The sequence below is a fragment of the Algibacter amylolyticus genome (assembly GCF_014202225.1).
Lineage (GTDB): Bacteria > Bacteroidota > Bacteroidia > Flavobacteriales > Flavobacteriaceae > Algibacter_B > Algibacter_B amylolyticus.
The window spans coordinates 145,193-171,588 of sequence record NZ_JACHGE010000010.1; the positions used below are offsets into that span (position 1 = coordinate 145,193).

The 26,396-nt window shown below is 33.4% G+C and carries 29 protein-coding genes and 1 tRNA gene; 13 read left to right on the forward strand and 17 right to left on the reverse strand.

Going from position 1 to position 26,396, the window contains the following annotated elements; translation table 11 throughout:
- Positions 1-55 precede the first annotated feature (55 nt).
- The 5 genes from HNQ90_RS16330 to HNQ90_RS16350 form a co-directional block, all read right to left on the reverse strand.
- The gene (locus HNQ90_RS16330; protein WP_144116740.1) at positions 56-2,320 is read right to left on the reverse strand and encodes a M1 family metallopeptidase; all 2,265 of its coding nucleotides are present in this window, start codon (positions 2,318-2,320) and stop codon (positions 56-58) included.
- 109 nt (positions 2,321-2,429) lie between these two features.
- The gene (locus tag HNQ90_RS16335) at positions 2,430-2,933 is read right to left on the reverse strand and encodes a DUF6702 family protein (RefSeq protein WP_144116741.1); all 504 of its coding nucleotides are present in this window, start codon (positions 2,931-2,933) and stop codon (positions 2,430-2,432) included.
- Positions 2,934-2,994: 61 nt separating this feature from the next.
- On the reverse strand, positions 2,995-3,801 hold the full coding sequence (locus HNQ90_RS16340; RefSeq protein ID WP_221279894.1) for a carboxypeptidase-like regulatory domain-containing protein: 807 nt from the start codon (positions 3,799-3,801) through the stop codon (positions 2,995-2,997).
- The gene (locus HNQ90_RS16345; RefSeq protein WP_144116742.1) at positions 3,788-4,600 is read right to left on the reverse strand and encodes a carboxypeptidase-like regulatory domain-containing protein; all 813 of its coding nucleotides are present in this window, start codon (positions 4,598-4,600) and stop codon (positions 3,788-3,790) included. Before HNQ90_RS16345 ends, HNQ90_RS16340 begins: the two co-directional genes overlap by 14 nt.
- A gap of 91 nt (positions 4,601-4,691) precedes the next feature.
- Entirely contained in the window at positions 4,692-5,492 is an 801-nt protein-coding gene (locus HNQ90_RS16350) for a carboxypeptidase-like regulatory domain-containing protein (protein WP_144116743.1), read from the reverse strand.
- A 110-nt stretch (positions 5,493-5,602) separates the two neighbouring features.
- Between HNQ90_RS16350 and pepE the strand changes: the two genes are divergently transcribed.
- Positions 5,603-6,310: a dipeptidase PepE gene (gene pepE, locus HNQ90_RS16355; RefSeq protein WP_144116744.1), complete on the forward strand. Its 708-nt coding sequence runs from the start codon at positions 5,603-5,605 to the stop codon at positions 6,308-6,310.
- Positions 6,311-6,461: 151 nt separating this feature from the next.
- Here the strand turns inward: pepE and HNQ90_RS16360 are convergent.
- Together HNQ90_RS16360 and HNQ90_RS16365 are read right to left on the reverse strand one after the other, a co-directional pair.
- Positions 6,462-6,534, reverse strand: a tRNA-Gly gene (locus HNQ90_RS16360).
- 54 nt (positions 6,535-6,588) lie between these two features.
- On the reverse strand, positions 6,589-7,014 hold the full coding sequence (locus HNQ90_RS16365; protein WP_144116745.1) for a GNAT family N-acetyltransferase: 426 nt from the start codon (positions 7,012-7,014) through the stop codon (positions 6,589-6,591).
- A 174-nt stretch (positions 7,015-7,188) separates the two neighbouring features.
- On the opposite strand from HNQ90_RS16365, the gene HNQ90_RS18030 reads away from it, so the two are divergent.
- Positions 7,189-7,539, forward strand: coding sequence for a GNAT family N-acetyltransferase (locus tag HNQ90_RS18030; protein WP_260847855.1), 351 nt, complete (start codon positions 7,189-7,191; stop codon positions 7,537-7,539).
- Between the two features lie 81 nt (positions 7,540-7,620).
- Entirely contained in the window at positions 7,621-8,388 is a 768-nt protein-coding gene (locus HNQ90_RS16375; protein ID WP_144116747.1) for a M48 family metalloprotease, read from the forward strand.
- Between the two features lie 124 nt (positions 8,389-8,512).
- Here HNQ90_RS16375 and HNQ90_RS16380 read toward each other — a convergent pair whose 3' ends face one another.
- Positions 8,513-8,920 carry an ankyrin repeat domain-containing protein gene (locus HNQ90_RS16380; protein WP_144116748.1) on the reverse strand — a complete coding sequence of 136 codons (408 nt, stop codon included), beginning with the start codon at positions 8,918-8,920 and terminating at the stop codon, positions 8,513-8,515.
- A gap of 253 nt (positions 8,921-9,173) precedes the next feature.
- Here HNQ90_RS16380 and gpmI point away from each other — a divergent pair, with 253 nt between their 5' ends.
- Genes gpmI through HNQ90_RS16410 form a run of 6 tightly spaced genes read left to right on the forward strand, consistent with a single transcriptional unit; the run spans position 9,174 to position 13,926 of the window.
- A complete protein-coding gene (gene gpmI, locus HNQ90_RS16385) occupies positions 9,174-10,688 on the forward strand; it encodes a 2,3-bisphosphoglycerate-independent phosphoglycerate mutase (RefSeq protein ID WP_144116749.1) in 1,515 nt (504 codons plus the stop codon).
- 28 nt (positions 10,689-10,716) lie between these two features.
- Complete coding sequence (locus tag HNQ90_RS16390) at positions 10,717-11,121, forward strand: BT0820 family HAD-type phosphatase (protein WP_144116750.1); 405 nt, start codon at positions 10,717-10,719, stop codon at positions 11,119-11,121.
- 39 nt (positions 11,122-11,160) lie between these two features.
- On the forward strand, positions 11,161-11,979 hold the full coding sequence (map, locus tag HNQ90_RS16395; protein WP_144116751.1) for a type I methionyl aminopeptidase: 819 nt from the start codon (positions 11,161-11,163) through the stop codon (positions 11,977-11,979).
- A gap of 5 nt (positions 11,980-11,984) precedes the next feature.
- Positions 11,985-12,764: a DUF3050 domain-containing protein gene (locus HNQ90_RS16400; protein WP_144116752.1), complete on the forward strand. Its 780-nt coding sequence runs from the start codon at positions 11,985-11,987 to the stop codon at positions 12,762-12,764.
- Between the two features lie 5 nt (positions 12,765-12,769).
- The gene (locus HNQ90_RS16405) at positions 12,770-13,534 is read left to right on the forward strand and encodes a class I SAM-dependent methyltransferase (protein ID WP_144116753.1); all 765 of its coding nucleotides are present in this window, start codon (positions 12,770-12,772) and stop codon (positions 13,532-13,534) included.
- Positions 13,535-13,557: 23 nt separating this feature from the next.
- Entirely contained in the window at positions 13,558-13,926 is a 369-nt protein-coding gene (locus tag HNQ90_RS16410; protein ID WP_144116754.1) for a DUF423 domain-containing protein, read from the forward strand.
- A gap of 7 nt (positions 13,927-13,933) precedes the next feature.
- Here the strand turns inward: HNQ90_RS16410 and HNQ90_RS16415 are convergent, their stop codons facing one another.
- Positions 13,934-14,908 (reverse strand): FAD:protein FMN transferase, encoded by a 975-nt coding sequence (locus HNQ90_RS16415; protein WP_144116755.1) that lies wholly within the window; start codon positions 14,906-14,908, stop codon positions 13,934-13,936.
- A 19-nt stretch (positions 14,909-14,927) separates the two neighbouring features.
- Positions 14,928-15,305 (reverse strand): Na(+)-translocating NADH-quinone reductase subunit F, encoded by a 378-nt coding sequence (locus tag HNQ90_RS16420; RefSeq protein ID WP_144116756.1) that lies wholly within the window; start codon positions 15,303-15,305, stop codon positions 14,928-14,930.
- A gap of 586 nt (positions 15,306-15,891) precedes the next feature.
- Here HNQ90_RS16420 and HNQ90_RS16425 point away from each other — a divergent pair.
- Positions 15,892-16,632 (forward strand): tetratricopeptide repeat protein, encoded by a 741-nt coding sequence (locus HNQ90_RS16425; RefSeq protein WP_144116757.1) that lies wholly within the window; start codon positions 15,892-15,894, stop codon positions 16,630-16,632.
- A 64-nt stretch (positions 16,633-16,696) separates the two neighbouring features.
- On the opposite strand, the gene HNQ90_RS16430 is transcribed toward HNQ90_RS16425, so the two are convergent.
- Entirely contained in the window at positions 16,697-17,569 is an 873-nt protein-coding gene (locus HNQ90_RS16430) for a DUF4846 domain-containing protein (RefSeq protein WP_241678372.1), read from the reverse strand.
- 108 nt (positions 17,570-17,677) lie between these two features.
- Between HNQ90_RS16430 and HNQ90_RS16435 the strand changes: the two genes are divergently transcribed.
- Positions 17,678-18,127, forward strand: coding sequence for a Na(+)-translocating NADH-quinone reductase subunit F (locus tag HNQ90_RS16435; protein ID WP_144116758.1), 450 nt, complete (start codon positions 17,678-17,680; stop codon positions 18,125-18,127).
- Between the two features lie 81 nt (positions 18,128-18,208).
- Here HNQ90_RS16435 and nqrF read toward each other — a convergent pair whose 3' ends face one another.
- The 6 genes from nqrF to HNQ90_RS16465 form a co-directional block, all read right to left on the reverse strand.
- Positions 18,209-19,516 (reverse strand): NADH:ubiquinone reductase (Na(+)-transporting) subunit F, encoded by a 1,308-nt coding sequence (gene nqrF, locus HNQ90_RS16440; RefSeq protein WP_144116759.1) that lies wholly within the window; start codon positions 19,514-19,516, stop codon positions 18,209-18,211.
- Between the two features lies 1 nt (position 19,517).
- Positions 19,518-20,237, reverse strand: a complete 720-nt coding sequence (gene nqrE / locus HNQ90_RS16445) for an NADH:ubiquinone reductase (Na(+)-transporting) subunit E (RefSeq protein WP_144116760.1) — start codon at positions 20,235-20,237, stop codon at positions 19,518-19,520.
- Positions 20,238-20,312: 75 nt separating this feature from the next.
- Positions 20,313-20,957 carry an NADH:ubiquinone reductase (Na(+)-transporting) subunit D gene (locus tag HNQ90_RS16450; protein WP_144116761.1) on the reverse strand — a complete coding sequence of 215 codons (645 nt, stop codon included), beginning with the start codon at positions 20,955-20,957 and terminating at the stop codon, positions 20,313-20,315.
- 1 nt (position 20,958) lies between these two features.
- Positions 20,959-21,705: a Na(+)-translocating NADH-quinone reductase subunit C gene (locus tag HNQ90_RS16455; protein ID WP_144116762.1), complete on the reverse strand. Its 747-nt coding sequence runs from the start codon at positions 21,703-21,705 to the stop codon at positions 20,959-20,961.
- Positions 21,706-21,707: 2 nt separating this feature from the next.
- Complete coding sequence (locus tag HNQ90_RS16460; protein ID WP_144116763.1) at positions 21,708-22,934, reverse strand: NADH:ubiquinone reductase (Na(+)-transporting) subunit B; 1,227 nt, start codon at positions 22,932-22,934, stop codon at positions 21,708-21,710.
- The gene (locus HNQ90_RS16465; RefSeq protein ID WP_144116764.1) at positions 22,934-24,289 is read right to left on the reverse strand and encodes a Na(+)-translocating NADH-quinone reductase subunit A; all 1,356 of its coding nucleotides are present in this window, start codon (positions 24,287-24,289) and stop codon (positions 22,934-22,936) included. The genes HNQ90_RS16460 and HNQ90_RS16465 overlap by 1 nt, the downstream gene beginning before the upstream one ends.
- Positions 24,290-24,450: 161 nt before the next feature.
- Between HNQ90_RS16465 and HNQ90_RS16470 the strand changes: the two genes are divergently transcribed.
- Both HNQ90_RS16470 and apaG read left to right on the forward strand, forming a co-directional pair.
- Positions 24,451-25,701, forward strand: a complete 1,251-nt coding sequence (locus HNQ90_RS16470; protein WP_144116765.1) for a type IX secretion system plug protein — start codon at positions 24,451-24,453, stop codon at positions 25,699-25,701.
- 170 nt (positions 25,702-25,871) lie between these two features.
- Entirely contained in the window at positions 25,872-26,258 is a 387-nt protein-coding gene (gene apaG, locus HNQ90_RS16475; protein WP_144116766.1) for a Co2+/Mg2+ efflux protein ApaG, read from the forward strand.
- Positions 26,259-26,396 lie beyond the last annotated feature (138 nt).

Consider the following 26,396-nt stretch of genomic DNA (forward strand, 5'->3'; position numbering starts at 1 on the left):
TGGAATAAAAAAGCCGATTTTAAAAAAAATCGGCTTTCACAAAAATTAATTTCTATTAATTATTTACTTTATTCTTAAAAGCATCAAATTTATTATCCTCAGCTTTTCTAGGCCAAGAATTATTAGATGTATCAACATCCGCCGTTTCTAGGTCTGGATCAATAGCTAAGCCCGTAATACGCTTGTTTGTTTTAAACACTTTACTAACCTCCTTATCATTATACCTCCAAATTTGCGCAGGATACGTTTTTCTTTCGGTTGTTCCATCTTCATAAGTAATATCTAAAATAATAGGCATTACTAATCCTCCTGGTTTCTCAAAAACAACTTCGTAAAAATACTTAGGTGCCGCTGATTTCAACTTTGCTTTTTCAGCTTCTGGCAAGCTAGCAATATAGTCTGTTAAAAATTTAAAATCCGATACGCCTTTTGCATCTTGAGGTATATCTCCATTTTCAGCTTCGGCATAATACACTAAACGATCTTTAAAATCGTCTAAATTCATATTATACTTTTTAGCTGTTTCTTTGGCCGTTTCTGTTGGCTTATCGGTTAAGTAAAACTGCTTAACTTCTTTAACTCCAATATCTGTGTAATCTGTAGTGTAAAACCAACCTCTCCAAAACCAATCTAAATCCATTGCCGAAGCATCTTCCATGGTTCTGAAAAAATCTGCAGGTGTTGGGTGTTTAAACATCCAACGTTGCGAATAAGTTCTAAAAGCATAATCGAACAATTCTGGCCCCATTATAGTTTGTCTTAACATGTATAAACCTGCTGCCGGTTTAGTATAGGCATTAGGACCAAATTGATATACATAATCGCCATGAGACATTATTGGAGAAATATGACTTTGATCGCCTCCCATGTAATCTACAATATCTTTAGGTAGGTTTCCTGTTATAAAATTAGGATCGTAATCTAATTCTGCAAGCGTTTCAACAAACGAATTTAAACCTTCGTCCATCCAAGTCCATTGGCGCTCATCACTATTTACAATCATAGGAAAGAAGTTGTGTCCTACCTCATGAGTAATAACACCTATCATACCTCTTTTTAATCGTTCAGAATAACTTCCATCAGGATCTGGTCTTCCGTAGTTAAAACAAATCATTGGATATTCCATACCCTGTCTTTCTGAATGTACAGATATAGCTTTACTATAAGGATAATCGAAAGTTAGTTTAGAATACTCCTCTAAAGTATTAGCAACCACACGTGTAGAATGCTCTTCCCATAATGGATTTCCTTCTTTTGGATAAAGGGAAATAGCCATTACAGTTTTACCATTAATATTAACTGCCATAGCATCCCAAATATATTTTCTTGAAGATGCAAATGCATAGTCTCTTACTTTTTCTGCTTTAAAATGCCATGTTTTTTCTTTTGTACTTCTTGATTTACCTGCCGCAACAGACTCCTCTTCAGTAACAATAAAAACAGGATCTTTAAATGATTTTTCTGCTAATTTTAAACGTTTTTGATGCTCTTTAGATAAAACATCTTTTGGATTTTGTAATTCTCCGGTTGCTTCTAAAATATGATCTGCAGGCGCTGTAATTTTTACATCATAATTTCCAAATTCTAAAGCAAACTCACTACGACCCCAGAATTGCATATTCTGCCATCCTTCAACATTATCATAAACACAAAGTCTTGGAAAAAACTGCGCAATAGTGTAGTTGTTATTTCCATCAGGAAAAGTTTCTAAACCAGAACGACCACCATCAACATTAATGTCGTTAATATTATAATGCCACTTAATACTGAATTTAAATACAGCACCTGGCGCTAAAGGTTTTGGTAAATTAATACGCATCATGGTGCGGTTTATGGAATGTGATAATGGGGACCCATCGTCATTTTTTACATATTCAATATTAAAACCACCATCAAAACGTTCTTTTAAGTTGTTTTTAGTAAACATAGTTGGACCGTTAAAAGGCGTTTTAAAACTTTCAGGATTGGCATCTGGTGTTTTAGAATCTTTAGCACGCATATTTTGGTCTAACTGTATCCATAAATACTCCAAATGGTCTTTAGAGTTATTATGATATGTTATTTTCTCGTCGCCAAAAATTTGGTTTGTATTTTCATCCAAACGGATGTTCATTACATAATCTACCTGCTGTTGCGTGTAAGCATGACCTGGAGCACCCGAAGCATTTCGTGTTTCGTTTGGGGTTGCCAAAAGGTCTTTCATTTGTCTAAACTTGTTTTGATCTGTGTGTCCCTGCGGTTTTTCATTATTTTGCTCTTGAGCAAAAACACCTGAAAAAAGGAATACAAAAGATAAGAATAGATAAGCGTGCTTTTTCATATTAGTTTTTAGTTTTATTAGAAAAAAATGTGTCTTTCGTAATTTTCGTTAGAAGATTGTTACAAAATGTCGTCGAAAATACTAAATTATACAATCAATTTACATTGTTTTAGTTAAAATTTAACAATGCACTAGTATTATTTGAAGTTAAAATAAAACTTTTAGTTTTAGAATTAATTTTAGTTTTTACGATATTTTGCTGATCCTCTTGATAATCTAATAAAATGGAATTGGTAATTGAAAGCACATCAATATACTTTACATGCTCCACTTCAAGATAACACCTTACAATATCGCCATCATAGGCTTTACCTATAAAATTAAATAAAACAGGTTTATCGTTAATTTTTATTTTCAATTTAGATTGCAGATAGATATTCATTAAAGAATCAGTTTCTTTAGGCTCATCCTTTACTGCTAATATGATATTTTTATCATAATTTGACCGCAGTACGCTTTCAAAATCGTCAATAAAAATTCTAGAAATTATTTGGAGAGATTCCTTTTCCTTTACGTAATTAACTTGCGTAACGCTTATATAATATTTATGCATTGTAGTAAATGCAAAAAGCGGAAGCACTAAAAGAATGATTAAATATTTAAAAACCTTCATGATTAAAATTTATAGACCACTAAATTACTTTATTGGAAATCAAAAAGCATTCCGAAGTTAATTAATTTTTATTGTCTTCTAAATTAGCTAGGTATTGCTTGTACTTCATTCTTAAAAAAATTAAAGCCTTAAAGTCTGTTTGGTTTTTACAATGCTTAACAAAATTAGGATCGTCTGCACAAAAGTAGAAAAAATCGGCTTGTAAGCTTTCGTCTAAAGGGTTTGAAGCAAAAAAATCACTAGCCAACCTACCTTTTATAGTTTGCATTAAAGATTCTTTTTCTTCAATTTTAACTCTATTTTTCAGCATTTTGGTTCTGCCTGTAATAGCATTAATTAAAGGCGCAATAGAAACCGAACCTCCTACTCCTCCTAAAGAACCTCCTGCTTTTGGACTAAACTTAGAGGCTTCACTTAAACGGCGTTCGCTTTGCGTAGCAGGCGTACCTGTAAAACCAGGAATACCAACATCGTAAAAATCAATAGGCGCATTGGCATCCATATTTCTAATATCAGAAAACAAATCGCCCGTTAATATTTTACCAACAATAACCTCGTCTAGTTCGTTAATATGCTCATTTAAAGTTACAAAAATAGCCTCGTTATCTATTATGGTTTGCGTTACAACAACCTCTTTTAGTTTGTATTGTATGGAAGAAAACGTTAATGTATCGCTTAATTTTGCAGGAATTTTAAAGTGACCATCTATATCTGTTATGGTAAAAGCTTGCGCCGTATTATTAATAACATGAATGTTTTCTATATCACCATTACTTGCTATCCTACCCAATAACTCTATGGTTTGAGAAAATGCCTCTTGAAATCCAAATACGCCAACAACTACCAAGAGCGTTTTAATTTTTAACATGCTGAGTTTTTAAAAATTGTTCTTTTTGCTTTACTAAAAACTCTATAAGTAGAATTCTATTTTCGTCCTTAAAAAGGTCTGGCTCAATACCATTATTTTCAACAAAAGCAACATAGGCATTAAGCTTATCTTCAGGGATTTCAAAAAGTTCTTTAAGGTCGTTTAAAGAATACACACTAAATATATCCTTTGGCTTTTGGTAGTTATCGCCAACAAACACCTCTTTGGTAAGTTTTAAATCCTTTTTAGATTTTGTTAAAAATTTTAGAATTTTAAATAAATCGGGCTGGTATTTTCTTGCCCCAGGATCGATTACAGATGTTAAATGATCTTGAATTACAGAATTATCAAATGCCTTATCTACATTATACTCAAAATCGACATCCATATTTCCCATATCGAGAATCATAGGTTTTACGGTTTTAACTTGAGCAATATCTGTACCCATATTTCCTGTTAACCCAGACGAGAGTGTTACGGCATCCAACTGGTTAACTTGTTCTACTAGTTGTATTTTTAGTGCTTTTGATGCTATTATAACTTCATCAATAGTAACGTGTACCGTTTGGAATTGTAATGCCGAAATTTCTATTATATCATTTAAAGCTACATGTAACTTAAATCGTCCTTCAACATCTGTAATCGTCCCTTTGTTAGACGATTTATTAAAAACCGTTACCGCCTCAATATCATTGTTTTTTGATAGCAAGACGCCACTAACCTCTACCCTGTTAATAGCTTGACTATAACCAGGAAGTGCTAGTAAAATAAGAAATACAAAAAGTAATGTTCTACTCAAATTGAATTAATTAGAGCATAAAGAACGGATATCAATTCTTAAATAAAATACAAATAGCTTTTAATGTTTTGTTAAAAACTAAAAGATGAATTTAGTTTTTAGAATCTAAAAACGCTATACTTTTCTTGTTTAGTAGCTCAAGAAAATCCATTTCCTTACCATAGTTAAGTAGCGAAAAATCGAAGTTATCACTTTGCACGTATTGTATAAACTCCTCAACACGATGTTCTGGAATATTAAAGTTATCAATTAAAAATTCCGACCCAAAATAATATTTAACAGCCTCAATTGGCACATCGGGTACACCAGCCTTCTCCTTATCTTTAACTCCGCTTCTAAATAAAGGTAATAACAATTGGTCTACAACATTAACAATATTTAAACCATTAATCATGGGTAAATGTTGCCTATCAATTGCAATATTTTTGGTTGCAGTTTTATAATCCTTTTCAAAATTATATTCTTTACTGTTTTTAACCCCAAAATATAAAGCATCTAATTGCGGCTTAAAAGGCGTTGTATCTTCTAAATCTTGACTTAAATTACCCGAAAGCCCGTCTTTAATAACAATAACCTCATCTAGTTTATTAATCTCTTCAATTAAAAAGAGTTTCATTTTTCTAGATTTCATTATAGCTTCATTAACCTTAAAACTAATATTTTGATACTGCAATGCACTAACTTCAATATTATCATTTAAAGTTACTTTTAAAACAAACTCTCCTTTGTTATCAGTAATGGTTCCCACATTTGCCGACGCATTAAAAATAGTAATTCCAGACACATCACTACCCTCAACAATAAGTTTTCCAGATACTTCTATTCTATTCGTATTTTGTGCCACTACATTTAGGGCACTTAAAAAAGTTAAAAAGAGAATAAATTTTTTCATATTTTTTTACTTTGAAAATACCACTTTTAATTCAATTTTTAAAACAAATTAAACGAAATCTTTACCAAAACCAATTATTGATTAGTTTTACAAAAAACACCAATTATGTCATGCGAAATATAATTATAGCAAGCACATCTACCATCTACGGTAGCGGATATTTAGAATATATTACCCAACCCCTAAACGTCCTTTTTAAAAACGCAAAAACCATCCTTTTTATCCCCTATGCACGACCTGGTGGCATATCGCACGACGCTTATTCAGATATTGCAAAACAAGCATTTGCCAATCTAAATAAACAAGTAATAGGCATCCATGAATTTAAAAATCCTATCGAGGCCATAACCAATGCCCAAGCTATTTTTGTTGGCGGCGGCAACACCTTTGTACTTGCAAACCAGCTCCACAAAAACAATTTAATAACCCAACTTAAACAGGTAGTACAAAACGGCACGCCCTATTTAGGCACTAGTGCTGGCAGCAATATTTGCGGCCTAAGCATAAAAACCACCAACGATATGCCCATTGTATATCCGCCAAATTTTAACGCCTTAGGCTTGGTGCCTTTTAATATAAACCCACATTATTTGGACCCCGACCCAAACAGTAAACACAAAGGCGAAACGCGCGCAACCCGCATAAAAGAATTCCACCATTACAACACTCAACCCGTAATTGGGCTAAGAGAAGGCAGCTGGTTAGAAGTAAAAAACGATTCCATTATATTAAAAGGTGACCTAACAGCACGAATTTTCGAATACAACAAAACACCTTACGAAGTAACTCCAGAAACCGAGCTTAATCAATTAAAATAATTTGGGCGTGCCCCAAGGGTCGGGCTATTCGCTACAAGTCCTCGCACTTCCTTCGTCAGGCTGTGGGCTTTCCACTACTATCCCTCACGCGGGCAAAACTGCCAAAACCAATGCATAAAAAAAAGCTTCATCGTTATGATGAAGCTTTTTGAGCGAGAGACCAGGTTCGAACTGGCGACATTCAGCTTGGAAGGCTGACGCTCTACCAACTGAGCTACTCTCGCCTTTTTTAATTCCGAGTGCAAATATATAAACAGTTTCCGCTTCTGCAAGAAAATTTAAAGCTTTTTTATAAAATGATACCCTAAAATTTTAAAGTCTTCATTAAAATAAAACTTATGCGACTGATAATTAGAAACATAAGTATTTAATTCCATAGTCTCAAAACCTTTACCCAACACGTAATTATAGATCCATTCAAAAAACAGCTTCCCTAAACCTTGCCCTCTATACGCATCATCAATAAAAACATGATCTGGCTCTACACTTCTGCCAGAGTAATGCCTTGTGCAATACCATAATCCGCAAACTCCAACAAGTTTATCGCCATCATAAATTACTGCGCATTCATAGTTTTGCACAATCATTTCATTAAAACGTTGTTCTAAAATAGTTTCAGACACCTTATAATCATTCAACTTATAAACCAAAGGGATTATTAAATTAATGTTTTCATTTTCTAAAATTTTAAATTCAAAAGCCATAAACTACATTTCAATTAAGGTAATACTTTTCAAAAATAGTTTTAAATTTGATAAGCTAACACAAAAACTTAATACACCATCAACCCTAACCTAAACATAAAGCAAATAAGCGCCCAAGAAACGCATGCTGTTCGTCATCCCATTTTAAGAGCAGGAAAACCTATAGAATCCTGTATTCTTCCAGGCGATGATTTAAAAACCACGCTCCACTTCGGGCTTTTTACAAACGATAATTTAATTGGCGTTTGCTCGTTCTTTAAAAATTCAAACCCTAATGTACCTTCCACAAACCAATATCAATTGCGAGGTATGGCTATTTTAAAAACCTACCAAGGTCAAGGTTTTGGAAAAGTTATTTTAAGCCATGGCGAAAAATTTCTAGGTAAAAAGAGCATAAAAATAATTTGGTGCAATGCTAGAGAAGTGGCCGTTCCTTTTTACCAAAACAACAATTATATGCCAATAGGTAATGCATTTAATATTAAAGATATTGGTTTACACTACGTTATGTATAAAATCCTTTAAAGCAAAGTGACGAAACTAAAAATTAGGGGTCATAACTTTATACGCTAAAATTTTGTAATTTTAGTTACTAAATAATTCAAAATGAGAAGTAAAAATCTTAAATTCCGATTACTTATTGGTGTAGCAATAGCCTTATTTTTTGTATTTAAAAGATGCAGCCAAAGAGAAGAAAACCCATATACTGGACGTATGCAAACCATATCTATGGCTGCCGATGAGGAAATTGCTATCGGCTTACAAAGCGCTCCACAAATGGCACAACAACACGGAGGTTTACACCCTAACACACAATACCAAGCACTAGTTGATAACGTTGGCAACAAGTTAGTAAACAACAGTATAGCTAGACAAACACCATATAAATACGAATTCCATTTATTAGCAGACCCTAATACCATTAATGCTTTTGCTTTACCTGGCGGTCAAATATTTATAACACATGCTCTTTTTTCTAAACTCGAAAACGAAGATCAGCTTGCTGGTGTGTTAGGTCATGAAATTGGTCACGTTTTAGGCCGCCATAGCGCAGAACGTATTGCCGAAAGTGAGTATTGGCAAGGTTTAGCCACTGCTGGCTCTGTTGGTGCAGATATGGGAGGATTAGTAAGTGGAATTGGTCAAAACACCTTATTAACAAATGGAAGAGACGATGAGTTGGAAAGCGATGAACTTGGTGTAAAATTTATGCTTAAAGCGGGATACAACCCTAGAGAAATGATAGGTGTAATGGAAATTTTGAAAGCTGCAGCAGGCCCCAATCGTGTTCCAGAAATGCAAAGTACGCATCCAGATCCGGATAACAGAATTGAAAAAATAGAAGAAGCTATCGAGAAATATAAAAATCAATAACTAAAAAAAATTGATTGAAATTAGAAACACATCTAATCTTGTCTTAAAAATATAAATAAAAAAGCCTCGAAAATCGAGGCTTTTTTTTGTGAGTGACTAACTCAAATAATTATATGTTTTATAATTATTTTCTCTTTTTAGCTTTTTTAGCATCATCCAATGCTTTAACTAATATAACTTCGGCATCTATAGCTCCATGTAATTTTGCATATTTTAATGCTGTTTTATTCTTATCGCACTTGGCTTTTAAATTAGCACCATGTTTAATAAGAAGCTCTAAAATATCAGTTCTGTTAAACTTAGCGGCATACATAATAGGTGTCATACCATTTGATTTTTCATTAACATCTGCACCTCTGCTAATTAATTTTTGTACCGTTTCTAAATCGCCTTTAGCAATAGAAACACAAAATGAATTCACTTTAAAATAAGGTGCAGCCTCATAACTTACGTTAGTATCTACTGGTGTTGCATTTACAATTACTAATGAAAAGCATAATGCGATTGCGGAAATAATGATTGATTTTTTCATGATGAAAGATTTTAATTTTGATTATTGATTTATGTTTTTTGATATACTTAAGAGACGACGCAAAACATTAAATGTTACAGAAAAAAGTATCTAAAAATAATTTTAACGTTTGTTTCACACATTTTTAACGAAATCGTTTTCTTAAAAAATTAATTGTAGAAACCTTAATAAATAAGGCTTTTCAGAAATACTTTAGGTTCAATTAATAGTAAGTTTCTTATCTTTGTCTAGTTTTAAAATTTTAAGAAAAAAGATGAACAAAAAAGTTATTTTAATGATTCTTGACGGTTGGGGAAACTCTCCAGACCCAAAAGTTTCTGCTATCGATCATGCCAACACTCCATTTATAGATTCTTTATATACTAAATACCCTTATGCAACCCTTCGTACAGATGGTTTACATGTTGGATTACCCGAAGGCCAAATGGGTAATAGTGAAGTTGGACACATGAATTTAGGTGCTGGTAGAATTGTATACCAAGATTTAGCAAAAATTAATTTAGCTATTGAACAGGATACCTTAAAAGATGAAAAAGTGTTAGTTGACGCTTTAAAATATGCATCAGATAACAATAAGAACGTTCACTTTTTAGGTTTATTAAGTGATGGTGGTGTTCATGCACATACCAAACACTTAAAAGGTTTTATTGACGCAGCCAATAAAGCAGGCGTTAATTCTTTTGTACATGCTTTTACAGATGGTAGAGATGTAGACCCTAAATCGGGTAAAGGTTATGTTGAAGATTTAGAAAACTATATCGAAGGCACTAAAACTAAAATAGCAACTATTACTGGTCGTTATTACGCCATGGATAGAGATAACCGTTGGGAACGTGTGCATTTAGCTTACGATGCTATTGTAAATGGAGTTGGTACTAAAACAGCAAACCCAACAGAAAATATCCAAGCTAATTATGATAACGATGTTACCGACGAGTTTATTAAACCACTTATCGTTACAGATAGTAGCAACGAACCTGTAGCAAAAGTAGAAAAGGATGATGTTGTTATCTTTTTTAACTTTAGAACAGATAGAGGTCGGGAATTAACCGAAATGTTAAATCAAAAAGACTTTCCAGAATACAACACGAAAAAAATTGACTTATACTACGTAACAATCACGAATTATAGTGATGCATTTAAAGGCATTAAAGTCATTTTTAATAAAGATAATATTACAGAAACACTTGGTGAGGTACTTTCTAAAGCTGGTAAAAAACAAATTAGAATTGCTGAAACTGAAAAATACCCACATGTTACGTTTTTCTTTTCTGGTGGACAAGAAACACCTTTTGAGGGCGAATCTCGTATTCTTAAAAACTCACCAAAAGTAGCGACTTACGATTTAAAACCGGAGATGAGTGCTTACGAATTAAAGGACGCGCTTGTACCAGAACTAAAAAAAGGAGATGTTGATTTTGTTTGCTTAAACTTTGCAAACGGCGATATGGTAGGACATACTGGTGTTATGGAAGCAGCAATAAAAGCTTGTGAGGCTGTAGATGCTTGCGTTAAGGATGTGGTAACTACCGGTTTAGAAAATGGGTATACTACACTACTTATTGCAGATCACGGAAATTGTGAAACTATGATTAACCCTGATGGATCACCTAACACAGCACATACAACAAACCCTGTTCCTGTTATTTTAATTGATAACGACCTTACTGAAATTAAAGATGGTGTTTTAGGAGATATGGCTCCAACCATTTTAAAACTTATGAATGTTGAACAACCTGCTGCTATGACTCAGCATGCGTTGGTATAATGAAGCACAGAATTTTATTTATTAAAAAATGAATTTTAACGAAAAACTTATTATTGCAGTCGACTTTGACGGAACAATAGTTGAAGATGCTTACCCAAGAATAGGCAAGCCTATGCTATTTGCTTTTGCGACTTTAAAAAAACTGCAAGAGGATGGGCATCGTCTCATTTTATGGACCTATAGATGTGGTAGTAAACTTGATGAAGCTGTTAAGTTTTGTGAAGATAACGGAATTCGTTTTTATGCTGTAAATAAAAGTTTTGCCGAAGAGGAATACACTAATGATGTGAGCAGAAAAATTAATGCCGATTTATTTATTGACGATAGAAATATTGGGGGTTTCCCTGGTTGGGGTCAAGTATATCAAACGTTAACAAACTCTGCACCTCCAGCTGCTGAAAAGAAGAAAGGATTTTTCGGCTTATTTAAGTAGCATCACTTTAAGTATCTTTGAACCCTATTTATTTTATTTATGATTATTGTTAAAACCAAAGAAGAAATAGAGTTAATGCGCGAGAGTGCATTAATCGTGTCTAAAACCTTAGGCGAAATAGCAAAAGCTATTAAGCCAGGTGTTACCACACTAGAATTAGATAAATTAGCCGAAACTTGCGTTAGAGATCACGGTGCTATTCCTGGTTTTTTAGGGTTATATGATTTCCCTAATACGCTATGTATGAGTCCTAATCAACAAGTGGTACATGGTATTCCAAACGGAACGCCATTGGCTGAAGGCGATATCATATCTATTGATTGTGGCGCTCTAAAAAATGGCTTTTACGGCGATCATGCTTACACCTTTGCTGTAGGTGAGATTGATGCTGAAACCGAAAAACTTTTACAGATTACCAAAGAATCTTTATACGTAGGTATTAAAGAATTTAAAGTAAACAATCGTGTTGGCGATGTTGGATATGCCATTCAAAAATATTGTGAAGATCATGGTTATGGCGTTGTTAGAGAACTCGTAGGTCATGGTTTAGGAGCTAAAATGCATGAAGATCCAGAAATGCCAAACTATGGTAAACGTGGTAGAGGTAAAAAGTTTGTAGAAGGTATGGTGGTTGCCATTGAACCTATGATTAACATGGGAACACATCGCATTAAACAACATAGAGATGGTTGGACAATTACGACTTTAGACAATAAACCATCTGCTCATTTTGAGCATGATGTTGCCTTAGTTGACGGTAAACCAGAACTACTTTCAACGTTTGCTTATATCTATGAAGCTTTAGGTATTGAAAGTAATGAAGAAGAGGAATTTAGACAAAACGCCTTAATCTTATAACATAGATGACCGTAGAACTTTTAGAAAAAGAGTTAGCACCATTAAGAGCAGAATTAAACAATCATAAATTATATAGCGCTTTATCTTCCATAGAAGATATAAAAATTTTCATGCAGCAGCACGTATTTGCTGTTTGGGATTTTATGTCTTTATTAAAGGCGTTTCAAAACAATTTAACCACTACTACGTTACCGTGGGTTCCTGCAGCAAATCCTTCCACCGCACGTTTTATTAATGAAATAGTGTTAGGAGAAGAGAGTGATGTTAATGAATTAGGACAACCTAAAAGTCATTACGAAATGTATTTAGATGCGATGCGTCAAATTGATGCAAATACATCTCAAATTAAAGATTTTGTTTCTTACATTCGAGACAAACACTCCATTGAAAACGCTGGACATAAGGCAGGTTTAAATGTAGCTACCTTAGAATTTATTTCGTTTACCTTTTCTATAATTGCCAGTAACGAGGCACATAAAATAGCTTCTGCTTTTACATTTGGACGAGAGGATTTAATTCCAGATATGTTTTTTCAAATTATAAATCAATCTCAAACAAACGAAAACTCCTATAGTAAATTAACGTATTATTTAAAGCGTCATATTGAATTAGATGGCGATGAACATGGCCCTTTATCATTAAAAATGATTGAAGAATTATGTGGTAACGATTCAACAAAATGGGAAGAGGTTTTTGAAGTTGCTAAAGATGCTTTAAAGCAACGTATTACACTATGGGATAGCATTTATAATTTAATTTCTAATACCATTGCCGTAGAAGCATAACGTCCTTGAAAAAACTTTTTAAATTAATATTAAATATTATTCCAAGACCATTATTAATTAGGTTGAGTTATGTAGCGCGTCCTATTTTAGCGGTCTTTTTAAAAGGAAATACATTTACAGACCCTATTGATGGTAAGAGTTTTAAAACCTTTTTATCTTATGGTTATGGTACGCAACGAGACAATGTACTTTCACCTTCTACCCTATCTTTAGAGCGCCATAGATTACTGTGGCTATATTTAAAAAATGAAACTGATTTTTTTACGGCTCAAAAAAGTGTGCTTCATTTTGCTCCAGAACAATGTTTTTTAAAGCGTTTTCGAAAACTAAAAAACTTAAATTACACTACAACAGATCTACTATCTCCTATTGCAGATGTAAAGGCAGATATTTGTAATCTTCCTTTTGAAGATAATAGTTATGATATTATTTTATGCAATCATGTTTTAGAACATATACCGGATGATACCAAAGCTATGCAGGAACTTTTTAGAGTTATGAAACCCGGTGGTTATGGTATTTTTCAAATTCCACAAGATTTAAATCGGGCATCTACGTTTGAAGATGATTCTATAACCGATAAAAAGGAACGCGCAAAAATATTTGGCCAATACGACCATGTTCGTGTTTACGGCCGCGACTATTTTGATAAACTTCGAAGTATTGGTTTTAAAGTTAAAGAGGTGGATTATACCGCTTCGCTTTCCGCGGAAGCGATAACAAAATATTGCTTAGCTAAAGGCGAAATTATTCCTGTAGTTTACAAATAACATAGTTTTTAAAACTAAATAAAATGACACAACACATCATACTTGCTACAGGAGCTATTTTTGGAATGCTCTCTGTTATTTTTGGAGCTTTTGGTGCTCATGCTTTAAAGAAAATTTTGTCGGGCGAGCAACTACAAAGTTTTGAGGTTGGGGTAAAGTACCAAATGTATCACGCCATAGTTTTACTTGCTTTAGGATTAAATCCTGAATATACCACTAGCGCAATATATGTCTGCTTCACACTAGGAATCATCCTTTTTTCTTTTAGTATTTATGGTTTAATACTATCGGATGCTAAAGGTAAAAAAATGCGGTTTTTAGGACCAATAACACCCATTGGCGGCTTGTTATTAGTAGCCGGATGGTTGCTACTACTACTTAATGTACTTTAAAATCAAGTTACTCTGGAAATCCGTTAAGCGATAAAGTTTCTAGTTTATTCTCATCGTTTTCGAAAATTAAAAATACTTTTAGCTCTGGATGCTTTTCTAAAAATGTTTTTATTCTATCGATACCCATAGCTTTAAAAGCCGTAGCATAAGCATCAGCAGTCATACAAGATTTTGCTATTACCGATATACTAAGCAAGTTCGTTTTACTAGGATAACCCGTTTCGGTATCGATAATATGAGCATATCTATTACCAGCTTCGTCTATTTTAAATTTTCTATAGGTGCCAGATGTTGCCATGGCTTCGTCTGTTAAAGTAACGGCTCTTAAAATAACTTGTTCTCCTTCAAAATTAGGCTCCTCGACCCCAACTTTCCAAGCACTTTGCTTTTTTGTATTGATGCCCTTAGCTCTTATTTCTCCACCAATTTCAACTAAATAGTTTTCAATATTTTTTGACTCAAGAAATTCACTAACCACATCAACCGCATAGCCCTTAGCAATAGCATTAAACTCTAAATATACGTTTGGGTTAGATTTTCGTATAGTGTTTTCGTACCTATATGTTTTATCGTAACCCACATATTGCATTAAACTGTCAATTTTTAGGCTATCTACTTTTTCAATAATATTTTCTGCCCCAAATTTCCATGCATTAACTACATTGCCAATTGTAGGATCGAAAGCACCTTCAGTTTTACCAAAGATTTCTTTTGATGCATCGTACACCTTCATAAAATGACCATCGACTTCAAAAGCTTCATTTCTATTTAATTTTGATATATCCGAATTGGTTTGATAGGTAGATAACGATTTATTAATAACCGCAAACAAGCTATCCAATTGTGTTTTATAAATTCTATTAGAATTATGAATTATGGAATAACTCGTTCCAAATACAGAACCAGTTAAGGTGTTATTTTTAGTTTCTTTTTTACAAGAGAAAACAAGAGCAAGTAATACTATAATTACTATTTTTTTCATAAAAAATTAAGGTCCTTTTCTAATTTAAATTGGTTTCTAAAACCTGAATACCATTGTACTCTAATAAATAATCTTGATTTAAATAAATGGGATGTTTTTCACCCTCAGGATTACCAATGCCAACGCCGGCATATAACACCTTAGCATCTTTGTCTCTAGCATGTTTCTTAAAAGATTCCATCCAAACCACGTCGTAATTATTAGGGTTTTCAGGTAAAACTACAGCACGAACAATTACAAAAAAGTATTGTTTATTTTTATCTATACAAACAAATTGCGGGTGCTTTTTAAGTTTGCTATTTATAGCTATAAACTCGAAACCACGCTGCTCTAAATCTTTACCAACATGATTCATGGCGAGGTTATGCAATTCTTGTTCTGTTAAAGGTTTACTCATGCCACAAAAATAATATAATTGTTTAGAGTGTTAATGAGATTTAACGTTGTTTCGATATAGAGTTAAATATGTCCTTTAAAACACAAATTGCCAGAATAACTTCGCTTCATTGCGTTAAAAAAATTAACAAATATTGATTTTTATGTGATAATTACGATGGCAATTGCTAATCCCCACAAAGATTACAAAAACAAAAATATTAATATGATGAAGACAATAAAATAGTACAGCAATTTCGTTATACACCTTTTAAACACTCTTTCTTACCATGAGAAAAAACGATAATGTAGTATATAAACGAAATATTAGTCATTTGATAGTTTAGTATTTGATGTAAAACGAATTAGTTGTATATTTCTTACAATCCTTAAAAAGAAGCAATAACAGAGATAAACTAAAAACATACTGAATTGTAACGGATAATAATTAGCCACTTTAAAACCAATTGATAAGCAACTTTAATTTAGTAATTACAAAAATGTCTATTACATTATTATTCAAAAATTGAAGTAAACCGTACTCGTAAAAAAAACTATCGTCCAATGAAAAAATCACTTATTATAATAGTAGCCCAAATAATTAAATATTGAAAGATAAGAGCAACATATCGCAAGAGTTACTAGAAGTTATAGAGCGCTACATAAATGGTGATTTAACGACCCAAGAATTGAAAGATTTTAATCAACTTCTTGATCTTGACCCTGAATTTAAAATTCAGGTTGAAGATTTTAAAACCATGTTGGAAGGCAATAAAAAACAATCCTTAAAAAAACAGCTTGATAGTTTAAATAAAGAGGTGCCTGAGAGTAAAGCTAAAAAACAGCCCAAGAAAAACGAAAAATTTTCAAATATTAGAAAGTTAGCCGCAGCCTTAGCTATTGTAATAGCTGTTACAGGAATTTGGTATTTTAGTACACCCATAAACGAAAAAATTTATACAAACCATTTTAAACCAGATCCTGGACTTCCAACAACCACCAATAATTTTAGTAATGTAAAATTTTATGATGGCATGGTAAATTACAACCAAGGCGACTACAATTTAGCCATAACAAATTGGAGCACTTTGCAACAAAGAAACCACGAAAACGACACTTTAAACTATTATATAGGAGTTGCACACTTAGCTAATAAAAATATAATTGAAGCTATACCTTATTTAGAACATTCAATTGAAGCGGAAGATAGTTTCACTTTTTTGGATAGAGCTTACCTGTATTTAGGCTTAGCTTATTTAAAAGAAGGCAACATTGAATTAGCTAAAAAATATTTAAATATAAGTGAAACACAAACTGCCAAAAACATATTATTAGAATTGAAACCTTAAAATTGCTTTAGTAATTAATAGCTATTCATAGTTTATATTTAACGGTAAGTCTAAACTTTTTTAATTATTTAAACCTTACAAATTTAGAGCTACCGAACGTGTAATTGGAAACAGGAATTATCGCATCATTTTCTAAGTAATACCAAGGTGAAATATTAGAGTTTTCCAAATTTTTAACTAAATGAACACTTTGGGCAGGTGTATTGCCCTGAAACAGTAAAAACAACTTCTCCCCTTTATTATTTATAACTTCATCGCAAATCATAACAATATGACCTGGAGAGCCGCCTTTTATAAGCATATCGCCTATCTTTAAATTTGTAGCATCAGTAATTTTTGGAAGTTCATTATAAAGGGACAAGGTTCCAGAATACATATAAATTAAATTCAAATACTTATAAAAATTTGCTTTGGAATTATTTTTTGAAGCTGTTTTATGAAACGATACCTTATTACCTTGTACTTTTGGCCTATAACCATCAGCATATTTAGACCACGAGCAATAATGGCCGCTAGTAAAATTAAAACCAATTTCATATTGCCTGTTTTGCTCCCAAAGGTATTCGCTACGAATTCTAATTAATGCATCTGCACATTGTTGCAAACCATTTTTTGGAACAGGAATTTCTAAAACTCCAATATGCCCACCTTGCCAGAAATACGCAGTGTTATCATAATTAATAATTTTGGTTCCGAAGGGTTTTAGTTGGTAATTACGTAGGTATTCTTGAAAGGAACCTTTAGGATAATGTACCCTTTTATACCCATAAGGAATATTAACTCTAGATTTTATTGTTAAACTATCCCTATTAATTAAACTTGGTTTTTTTAAAGCTGAAGCAAAAGTATTTATTGTTTTCTTAACTGGTTTAAACTGCATAAATACAACACCTAATAACACTAAAACAATAGAAACTCTTATAATATTTTTCATCATTAAAATAACGTTGCTAGAGTATTACTTCGTATTTCAGAGATAAAACTTTAAGAGTAATTTAATAATTGAACCATAATATTTTATTAACTTTAAGTAAAACTCTACGTTATGAAAACTACAGCTCGTCTAGAATCGGCATTAAAAAAGCTATATACAGCTTTTCACAATAATACATTAAACCCAGAATGTTGTAGGCAATGTGCCGTTGGAAATATTTTAAATAATATGGATTTCTGGAAGCATTTATCAGATTCTCATGGAGATTTAGCACTGAACTATGTTGGGAAAATACATGAAACTTTAGGACGTAAATTTAATGGCTATGCGCCCTCGGAATTACTTAAAATCGAACATATATTCCTGAATGCTTGTGGTTATAAATTACCACTACATTATAGAAATGAAAAACCCAAAAACCCAACGGATAAGGATGTTTTGTTTAACGGTCTTACAGCAGTAATAACTTATTTATGTGAATTAGATGAAGTCGCTAATGTTATGGACTACACAAAACTATTGGAGATTGAAAATGGAACTCCAAAATATGCTTTGAGTTAACCGATATAAAACTAAAATTATATTATAAAAAAAACCAACACATTATGTGTTGGTTTTTTATTTATATTAAAACACTTTAGACTATCCTCCAAAGTCATCAAATCGAATATGCTCATCTGGAATTCCAAAATCTTCACCCATTTTCTGAACGGCTTTGTTCATTAATGGAGGTCCACAGAAATATAATTCTATATCTTCTGGCGATTCGTGTTTACTTAAATAGTTGTCTATTACACAATTGTGAATAAACCCTACGAATCCATCACCCGGAGCATCTATATCTTCTTTTACCTTCCAGTTATCTTCTTCCATAGGTTCAGATAAAGCTAAGTAAAATTTGAAATTAGGAAACTCTTTTTCTAATTGTTCAAAATGATCTAAGTAGAATAACTCACGTTTAGAACGTCCACCGTACCAATATGTAACTTTTCTACCTGTTTTTAAGGTTTTGAATAGGTGATATAAGTGCGAACGCATTGGCGCCATACCTGCTCCACCACCAACGTAAAGCATTTCGCTATCAGACTCATTAATGAAGAACTCACCATAAGGTCCTGAAATTGTTACTTTATCTCCTGGTTTTTGATTAAAAATATAAGACGATGCTACACCTGGATTTACATCCATCCATCCGTTTTTAGCACGATCCCATGGCGGACAAGCCACACGTACGTTTAGCATAATTTCACGTCCTTCAGCAGGATAAGAAGCCATTGAATAAGCTCTTTCTACTGTTTCGGTGTTTTTCATTACTAAAGGCCATAAACCAAATTTGTCCCATTCTGTTTGAAACTTATCTGGAGTTTCATGTTCTTCTGGGTGAGCTGTAATATCCATATCAGAATATTTAACTTCACATGGTGGGATTTCAATTTGAATATATCCACCTGCTTTGTAACCCATATCTTCAGGAATTTCAACAACAAACTCTTTAATAAAAGAGGCTACGTTATAATTACGCACTACTGTTGCTTCCCATTTTTTAATACCAAATACTTCTTCAGGAATGGTAATATTCATGTCTTGTTTTACCTTAACCTGACAAGATAAACGCGCTCCTTGTTGTAATTCTTTTCTTGAAAAGTGAGGTGTTTCTGTTGGTAAAGCCTCACCTCCACCTGATAATACATGACACTCACATTGTATACAAGTTCCACCACCACCACAAGCAGATGGTAAGAATATTTTTTGCGCACCTAGAGTTGATAGTAAACTACCACCCGATGCCACTTCTATTTCACGTTCGCCATTAATTGTAATTTTTACTGGTCCTGATGGCGATAATTTTTGTTTTACAAAAAGTAACAAACTAACAAGTATCAACGTAATTACTAAAAACGCTGCAACTGTTACTATAATTGTTCCTGATGTTCCTGCTGCTAAAATCATATTACTTTACTATTTTAGTATTATCAGCTAATTCCTTAGCCTTTTCAGTTTGTAATTCGTCAACTTGTTTAGCTGTTTCTGTTGCTGGTTGCTCCTCTTCATCACCTCCTGTTAACATACCACCAAAACTTAAAAAACCAATACCCATTAAACCTGTAATGATAAAGGTAATTCCTAACCCTCTTAAAGGTGCTGGCACATTACTATATCTAATTTTTTCACGAATAGCAGCAATTGCTAAAATGGCTAAAAACCATCCTATTCCTGAAGATATACCGTAGTTAAAGGCTAAACCTAAAGTTTCAATTTCACGAGATTGCATAAATAACGAACCACCTAAAATGGCACAGTTTACAGCAATAAGAGGTAAAAAGATACCTAAAGAGTTATACAGTGATGGAGAAAACTTCTCTACTACAATCTCTACTAATTGTACCATAGTTGCAATAGTAGCGATAAACATGATGAACGAAAGAAAACTTAAATCGTAATCTACATATTCTTCACCTAACCACTTTAAAGCTCCTGGTTGTAATAAATACTGATCTAATAACCAGTTTAATGGTACTGTAATTGCTAATACAAATATAACTGCTGCTCCTAAACCAACCGCAGTTGCTACCTTTTTAGATACGGCTAAGTAAGAGCACATTCCAAGGAATACTGCAAATACCATGTTATCTATAAAAATCGATTTAAAAAATAATTCTATATGTTCCATATATATTTAAGTTTTCAGTCTAAGTCTCAGTTTACAGTTACTCACTGCCTACCGCGACTGCAAACTGCATACTAATTAATCTTCTATTAATGCTTTATTTCTACTACGTTGAACCCAGATAATTAATCCTACTACTATAAGAGCCATAGGAGGCATTAACATAAATCCATTGTTTTCGTAACCAATAGCGTACACTCCTGTTTTCTCGATAGGATCTCCAAGTACAGGAATACCAAATAAAGTTCCCGAACCTAATAACTCTCTAAAGAAACCAACAATTATAAGAATAACTGCATATCCTAAAGCGTTACCAATACCATCTAAGAAGGATTTCCACGGGCCATTAGCCAAAGCAAAAGCCTCAAAACGTCCCATAATTATACAGTTGGTAATAATTAAACCAACAAATACAGAAAGTGTTTTACTTAATTCGTAAGCAAATGCTTTTAACACTTGATCTACTACAATTACTAAAGCAGCAACTACAATAAGTTGAACAATAATTCTAATTTTTGATGGAATGATATTTCTCATTAAAGAGATTACAACATTACCTACACTTAACACAAATAACACAGCAATTCCCATTACTAGAGATGCTTTAAGCTCTGCAGTAATTGCTAATGCAGAACAAATACCTAATACTTGAATGGTAATTGGGTTGTTATCTGCTAACGGGTCTGTTATTAACTTCGCATCTTTTTTTGAAAGTAGTCCCATATTATTTTAAAGTTTTAAAGTAAGGTAAATACAATTTTAAATCTTTCTTGATCATGGCAGAAACACCATCACCAGTAATAGTTGCACCAGCTAAGGCATCAACTTCATAATCGTCTTTTATTTCGTTTTTAGGATCGTTATTACCTTTAGCAACCGAGATACCTTTAAATACTCCAGCTTCGGTTAATAAACGTTCGCCATAAAAATCGTCCATAAAATAACGTTGTTTTATGTTTGCTCCTAAACCAGGAGTTTCACCTGCGTGATCAAAAAACGTACCTTGAACAACCATATCTTTATCTAGAGCAACATAACCCCAAATGGCATCCCAAAGTCCTTTTCCTCTTATTGGTGCTATATAAAATGTTTTACCATCTTTTTCGCCAACAAATAATGGTAAACGTCTTGTACCTCCGTTTTTACCTTTTGCTTGTTCTTTTTTAATATCAATTAAGTAAGCTTTATCATCTTCTTTAGCTACACCATTTTCAATAACTAATTGTTTTGTGATGTATTTAGAAAATTGTTCTGCTACTTTATCTGTTCCAATAAAAGCGATATCGCCAGTACCTTCATTTTCGTTAACGCCCATAGCATACAGAATATTCTGTTGCTTTTCCATACGTTTATTCTCGTCAATATTAGGTCTTAACGATGATGCCGTAAACGCTAATAATGAACCTACAACTAATACCATTGCAACAGCAAAGATTATAGTATATGAGTTTTTATCTGTATTAACTGCCATAATTATGCTGTTTTAACTTTTACACGTTTCATTCTTTTCTTCACGTTACCTTGTACCACGTAGTGATCGATAGTTGGTGCAAACACATTCATTAATAGAATGGCTAACATAACACCTTCTGGATACGCTGGGTTGAATACACGAATCATAATAGAAATAAATCCTACCAAGAAACCGTAAATCCATTTTCCTTTGTTTGTTTGCGAAGCCGTTACAGGATCGGTAGCCATAAACACGGTACCAAAAGCAAAACCACCAATTATTAAGTGTTCCCAAAAAGGAGCGCTCATTAATCCGTAAAAATTACTGCTTTCTGTTATCCATCCTGAAGCTACCACTTGATTAAAGATTAATCCCATTACAATAGCACCAATTACAGATGATAACATGATTCTCCAGCTTCCTATTTTAGCAAATACTAGAAATAAACCACCAAGTATAATAAGTAAGGTAGATGTTTCTCCTACAGAACCAGGAATAAATCCTAAGAACATATCGGCAGTAGAGTAAGCCACTTCTTTACTTTGAGCTAAAGCCCCTAAAATAGTTTCTCCAGAAATAGCATCTAGGTTTTGACCCGCAGCAATAGCTTGATCTCTTTCAACCGCACCATGTACCCAAACTTTATCACCACTCATCCAAGTTGGATAAGCAAAGAATAAAAAGGCTCTAATGGTTAAAGCTGGATTAAGAATATTCATTCCTGTACCTCCAAAAACTTCTTTACCAATAACAACACCAAATACAACTGCAACTGCTAACATCCATAAAGGAATATCAATTGGTACAATAAGAGGCACTAACATTCCTGTTACTAAATACCCTTCTTCTACTTCGTGTTTATTAATAATTGCGAAAATAAATTCGATAAGTAAACCAACACCATATGATACAATTACTAATGGAATGATTTTCCAGAAACCAACCATAAAATTATCTAGTGTCCAAAACTCTGCACTAAAAAGACCTCCTGTTACAGATTGAATTTCGCCCAAAGCTAAGTGATGCTGATATCCTGCATTAAACATACCAAATAATAAACATGGCACCATAGCCATAATTACCGTGTTCATGGTACGCTTTAAATCGTCGGCTGCCTTAATATGAGTACCATTATGTGTGGTCTCGTTTGGCAAGTATAGAAACGTATGAAGCGCATTAAAGGCAGGAGCCATTTTTTTACTTCTATACTTTCTTTTTAATATGTGTAATTTATTTTTTAAACTCATTACCCTATTTCTTTAATCATTAAGTCTAAACCTTCTCGTATAATTTTTTGATGTGGTTGTTTAGACACACATACAAACTCAGTTAAAGCAAAATCTTCAGGCGCTACTTCGTACATTCCTAAAGCTTCCATTTCGTCTAAATCTTGATACATACAAGCCTTTAATATTTGCATAGGGAAGATATCCAAAGGAAAAACCTCTTCGTAAGTTCCTGTAGTTACAAACGCTCTATGCTCACCATTTGTATTGGTGTTTAGGTCGTACTTTTTCTTTGGGTTTAACCAAGAAAACGTTAATGCTCTAGAGGTAGACACTTTATTAAATACTGGCTTATTCCATCCAAATAACTCATAATCATCGCCTTCAGGAATTACAGAAACCACGTTGCTGTAAAAATCTAAACTTCCATCAGGACGAATTTGTTTTCCTGTTAAAACATTACCAGAAATAATACGATCGTTACCTCCTTTAGATACGCCTTTATCGTAAATTAAAGTTGCAATTTCGCTACCAGCAATTGTTTTAAAGTATCTTGGTTTCTCTACTGAAGACCCTACTAAAGCTACAATACGCTCAGCATTAAATTTTCCAGTTAAAAGCAACTCTCCTATAACAACAAGGTCTTGAGCGTTAACCGTCCAAACTACTTCTCCTTTATTAACAGGATCTACTTTATTAATTAGAGTACCAACATTACCAGATGGGTGTGGTCCAGAAACCTTATGTAAAGTTATACCGTTTAATCCTGCTAGTGGCGAATTTGCATTCTTACCAACAGACACGTGTACTTTACCTTCGGTTAACTTTCCTAAAGCAGAAACAGCAGCTTGCAATTCGGCTTCTTTACCCTTTAAGGTAAAGTCCAAATCGGCAGCTAATGGTGCACTTGCATACCCCGAAATAAATATCGCTTTTGGCGATGATGCAGGGTTAGCAATAACATCATACGGTCTTTGCTTTACAAATGGCCAACAGCCAGCAGCAAGCAAATGTGCCTTAACAGCTTCCGGTTTTGCGGCATCCACGTTAAACACTCCGAAGTCCTCAAAAGCTTGAGCTTTATCGGCTTGAATCTTAATGGCATCGATACGCCTTTTTGGTCCACGAACCACCTCAACTATTTTACCTGAAACTGGCGATAAAAATTTTATTGCTTCTTCAGATTTATCGAAAAACAAGACACCTCCAGCCTTAACTGTAGTCCCTTCTTTTGCAACAAGTTTTGGTATTACGCCGTGAAAATCTTCTGGCCTTATGGTGCAGTAGTTACTAATAACTGCCTGTTCAACAGTTTTTTCAGCTTCACCAACAAGTTTAATGTCCAGACCTTTTTTGATACGAATGTCGTTTGACATATTTATTTTATTGAAATTAGTTGTCTAAAAATCGGTGCAAAAATACGAATAAATAGCGAATTTGATAAGCAAATTAAGTCTTGAATGTTATTTATATTTATTCTAAATAAAAGATTTATCTTAGGCACAAAATTTGCTTATATTTACACAAAACACGCAGAATGTCTTTCAAGTTTACCTTATTACTCCTTTGTTTTATTACTGCTGGATCACTTTACAGTCAAGTAGAAGAAGTGAATCCTCCAGAGCACATAAAGTCTATTACTTTTAAAAGTAGCAGTAGCGATTTGGGCGAACTTCCTGTAATCGAACTAGGAAACACCTTTTATTTAGAGTTTGATGCCTTGGTAGACGACGAACCCGATTTTTACTATAAAATTGAACATTTTGATTACAACTGGAAACGCTCTGTCCTTATTAAATCTGAATTCATGCTCGGTTTCGATAATTTTAGAATTCAAGATTACACCAACTCGTTTAATACCTTTCAAATGTATTCGCATTACAAGTTGTCCATTCCTAACGAGCAAACCAAACAACTAAAAGTTTCGGGTAACTACATGATTTCAATTTACGACTCTTATAATGAGTTGGTATTTTCAAGAAAATTCATGATTTATGAAAATATGGTTACACCAGGAATAGCCATTAAAAGATCTAGAGATATTAGCAATATAGAAACCACACAAACCGTAGATATTGAGATTGCTACAGGACCACAGGTTAATAACCCACAGCAAACAGTAAAAGCTTTAATTATTCAAAACAGCAATTTAAACACAGTTATTTCAAACCTAAAACCGCAATACACTTTGGGCAACACCTTAATATATCGTTACACTAAGGAAACTGCTTTTCCAGGAGGAAACGAATATTTATTTGTAGAAACTAAAGATGTTAGAGCCGCCACAAACCGCATACAATCCATAGCACTAGAAGACCTTTACCAGTCCTATTTATTTACCGATGTTGCAAGGGCCGATGTACCGTACACCTACAACCCAGACATTAATGGTAAATTTAAAATTGTCGCTATAGACAAGGACGATGTTTCCATAGAGGCCGATTACCTCGACTTACATTTTACTTTACAGTACCCAGAAATGTATAATGGCGAGCACATTTACATTTATGGTAATTACAACAATTACGCGCTAGATGAAACTAATAAAATGACTTTTGACCCTGATAGAGAAATCTATAAAAAATCCATGAGACTAAAACAAGGTTTTTATAACTATAAATATGTAGTAGTAAATAAAGACGGTACTTTAAATGAAGGTGCCATAAGTGGCAACTTTTGGCAAACCGAAAACAGCTATAAAGTTTTGGTTTATTACAGAAATTTAGGTGCCCGTTACGATCGTATTATAGGTTATAACGAGGTATCATCGACCAACATAACCAACTAAATCGCATAAAACACGCAAAATGCCGTTACTATTTTTAATAGCAATTGGTTATTTAACAAATTTTGATGTCTAAAATTGCATTTCATCTAATTTTTACATCAAACTCACTAAAATTTACATTAACCGCTTAATATTTATTATTTTAGCAACCGTTAACACTTTGCACACCAATGGTTCAACAAGTTACAAAAGGAATAAAAATTTCGGTCGAGACCACTTTCGAAGGTTCATTTTATAAAAACTATAAAATACAATACGCCTTTGGATACACGATTACAATCGAAAACCAGAGTAAAGACTCTGTACAACTTTATGCGCGCCATTGGGAAATTTTAGACGCATTAAACAACGTAGAGACTGTTTCTGGCGAAGGCGTTATTGGTAAAAAACCAGTGTTAAAACCAGGCGAATCGCACACCTACTCATCAGGATGTTTACTAACATCACCTTTTGGCGCTATGCAAGGTCATTACAGCATGGTAAACTTTACAACCACTCAAAAATTTAAAGTTACCATCCCAACATTTAAGTTAAGCGCACCTTTTGCTATAAACTAAAAAAGTATTGCAAATCACACTTTTGTGTAGTGTAGCAATCTCCAAAAAGATCCATATTTACAGCACTATATTATTTGGGCGTTACCACAAGGGTCGGGCTTTCCGCTATATCTTTTTTTTAAGGTTAAAGCGAGGAGT

Excerpts from the sequence above, each read along its gene's own strand:
- HNQ90_RS16330 (WP_144116740.1), bottom strand. The coding sequence starts at position 2,320 with ATGAAAAAGCACGCTTATCTATTCTTATCTTTTGTATTCCTTTTTTCA.
- HNQ90_RS16335 (WP_144116741.1), bottom strand. The coding sequence starts at position 2,933 with ATGAAGGTTTTTAAATATTTAATCATTCTTTTAGTGCTTCCGCTTTTT.
- HNQ90_RS16340 (WP_221279894.1), bottom strand. The coding sequence starts at position 3,801 with ATGTTAAAAATTAAAACGCTCTTGGTAGTTGTTGGCGTATTTGGATTT.
- HNQ90_RS16350 (WP_144116743.1), bottom strand. The coding sequence starts at position 5,492 with ATGAAAAAATTTATTCTCTTTTTAACTTTTTTAAGTGCCCTAAATGTA.
- pepE (WP_144116744.1), top strand. The coding sequence starts at position 5,603 with ATGCGAAATATAATTATAGCAAGCACATCTACCATCTACGGTAGCGGA.
- HNQ90_RS16365 (WP_144116745.1), bottom strand. The coding sequence starts at position 7,014 with ATGGCTTTTGAATTTAAAATTTTAGAAAATGAAAACATTAATTTAATA.
- HNQ90_RS16375 (WP_144116747.1), top strand. The coding sequence starts at position 7,621 with ATGAGAAGTAAAAATCTTAAATTCCGATTACTTATTGGTGTAGCAATA.
- HNQ90_RS16380 (WP_144116748.1), bottom strand. The coding sequence starts at position 8,920 with ATGAAAAAATCAATCATTATTTCCGCAATCGCATTATGCTTTTCATTA.
- gpmI (WP_144116749.1), top strand. The coding sequence starts at position 9,174 with ATGAACAAAAAAGTTATTTTAATGATTCTTGACGGTTGGGGAAACTCT.
- HNQ90_RS16390 (WP_144116750.1), top strand. The coding sequence starts at position 10,717 with ATGAATTTTAACGAAAAACTTATTATTGCAGTCGACTTTGACGGAACA.
- map (WP_144116751.1), top strand. The coding sequence starts at position 11,161 with ATGATTATTGTTAAAACCAAAGAAGAAATAGAGTTAATGCGCGAGAGT.
- HNQ90_RS16400 (WP_144116752.1), top strand. The coding sequence starts at position 11,985 with ATGACCGTAGAACTTTTAGAAAAAGAGTTAGCACCATTAAGAGCAGAA.
- HNQ90_RS16410 (WP_144116754.1), top strand. The coding sequence starts at position 13,558 with ATGACACAACACATCATACTTGCTACAGGAGCTATTTTTGGAATGCTC.
- HNQ90_RS16415 (WP_144116755.1), bottom strand. The coding sequence starts at position 14,908 with ATGAAAAAAATAGTAATTATAGTATTACTTGCTCTTGTTTTCTCTTGT.
- HNQ90_RS16420 (WP_144116756.1), bottom strand. The coding sequence starts at position 15,305 with ATGAGTAAACCTTTAACAGAACAAGAATTGCATAACCTCGCCATGAAT.
- HNQ90_RS16430 (WP_241678372.1), bottom strand. The coding sequence starts at position 17,569 with ATGATGAAAAATATTATAAGAGTTTCTATTGTTTTAGTGTTATTAGGT.
- HNQ90_RS16435 (WP_144116758.1), top strand. The coding sequence starts at position 17,678 with ATGAAAACTACAGCTCGTCTAGAATCGGCATTAAAAAAGCTATATACA.
- nqrF (WP_144116759.1), bottom strand. The coding sequence starts at position 19,516 with ATGATTTTAGCAGCAGGAACATCAGGAACAATTATAGTAACAGTTGCA.
- nqrE (WP_144116760.1), bottom strand. The coding sequence starts at position 20,237 with ATGGAACATATAGAATTATTTTTTAAATCGATTTTTATAGATAACATG.
- HNQ90_RS16450 (WP_144116761.1), bottom strand. The coding sequence starts at position 20,957 with ATGGGACTACTTTCAAAAAAAGATGCGAAGTTAATAACAGACCCGTTA.
- HNQ90_RS16455 (WP_144116762.1), bottom strand. The coding sequence starts at position 21,705 with ATGGCAGTTAATACAGATAAAAACTCATATACTATAATCTTTGCTGTT.
- HNQ90_RS16460 (WP_144116763.1), bottom strand. The coding sequence starts at position 22,934 with ATGAGTTTAAAAAATAAATTACACATATTAAAAAGAAAGTATAGAAGT.
- HNQ90_RS16465 (WP_144116764.1), bottom strand. The coding sequence starts at position 24,289 with ATGTCAAACGACATTCGTATCAAAAAAGGTCTGGACATTAAACTTGTT.
- HNQ90_RS16470 (WP_144116765.1), top strand. The coding sequence starts at position 24,451 with ATGTCTTTCAAGTTTACCTTATTACTCCTTTGTTTTATTACTGCTGGA.
- apaG (WP_144116766.1), top strand. The coding sequence starts at position 25,872 with ATGGTTCAACAAGTTACAAAAGGAATAAAAATTTCGGTCGAGACCACT.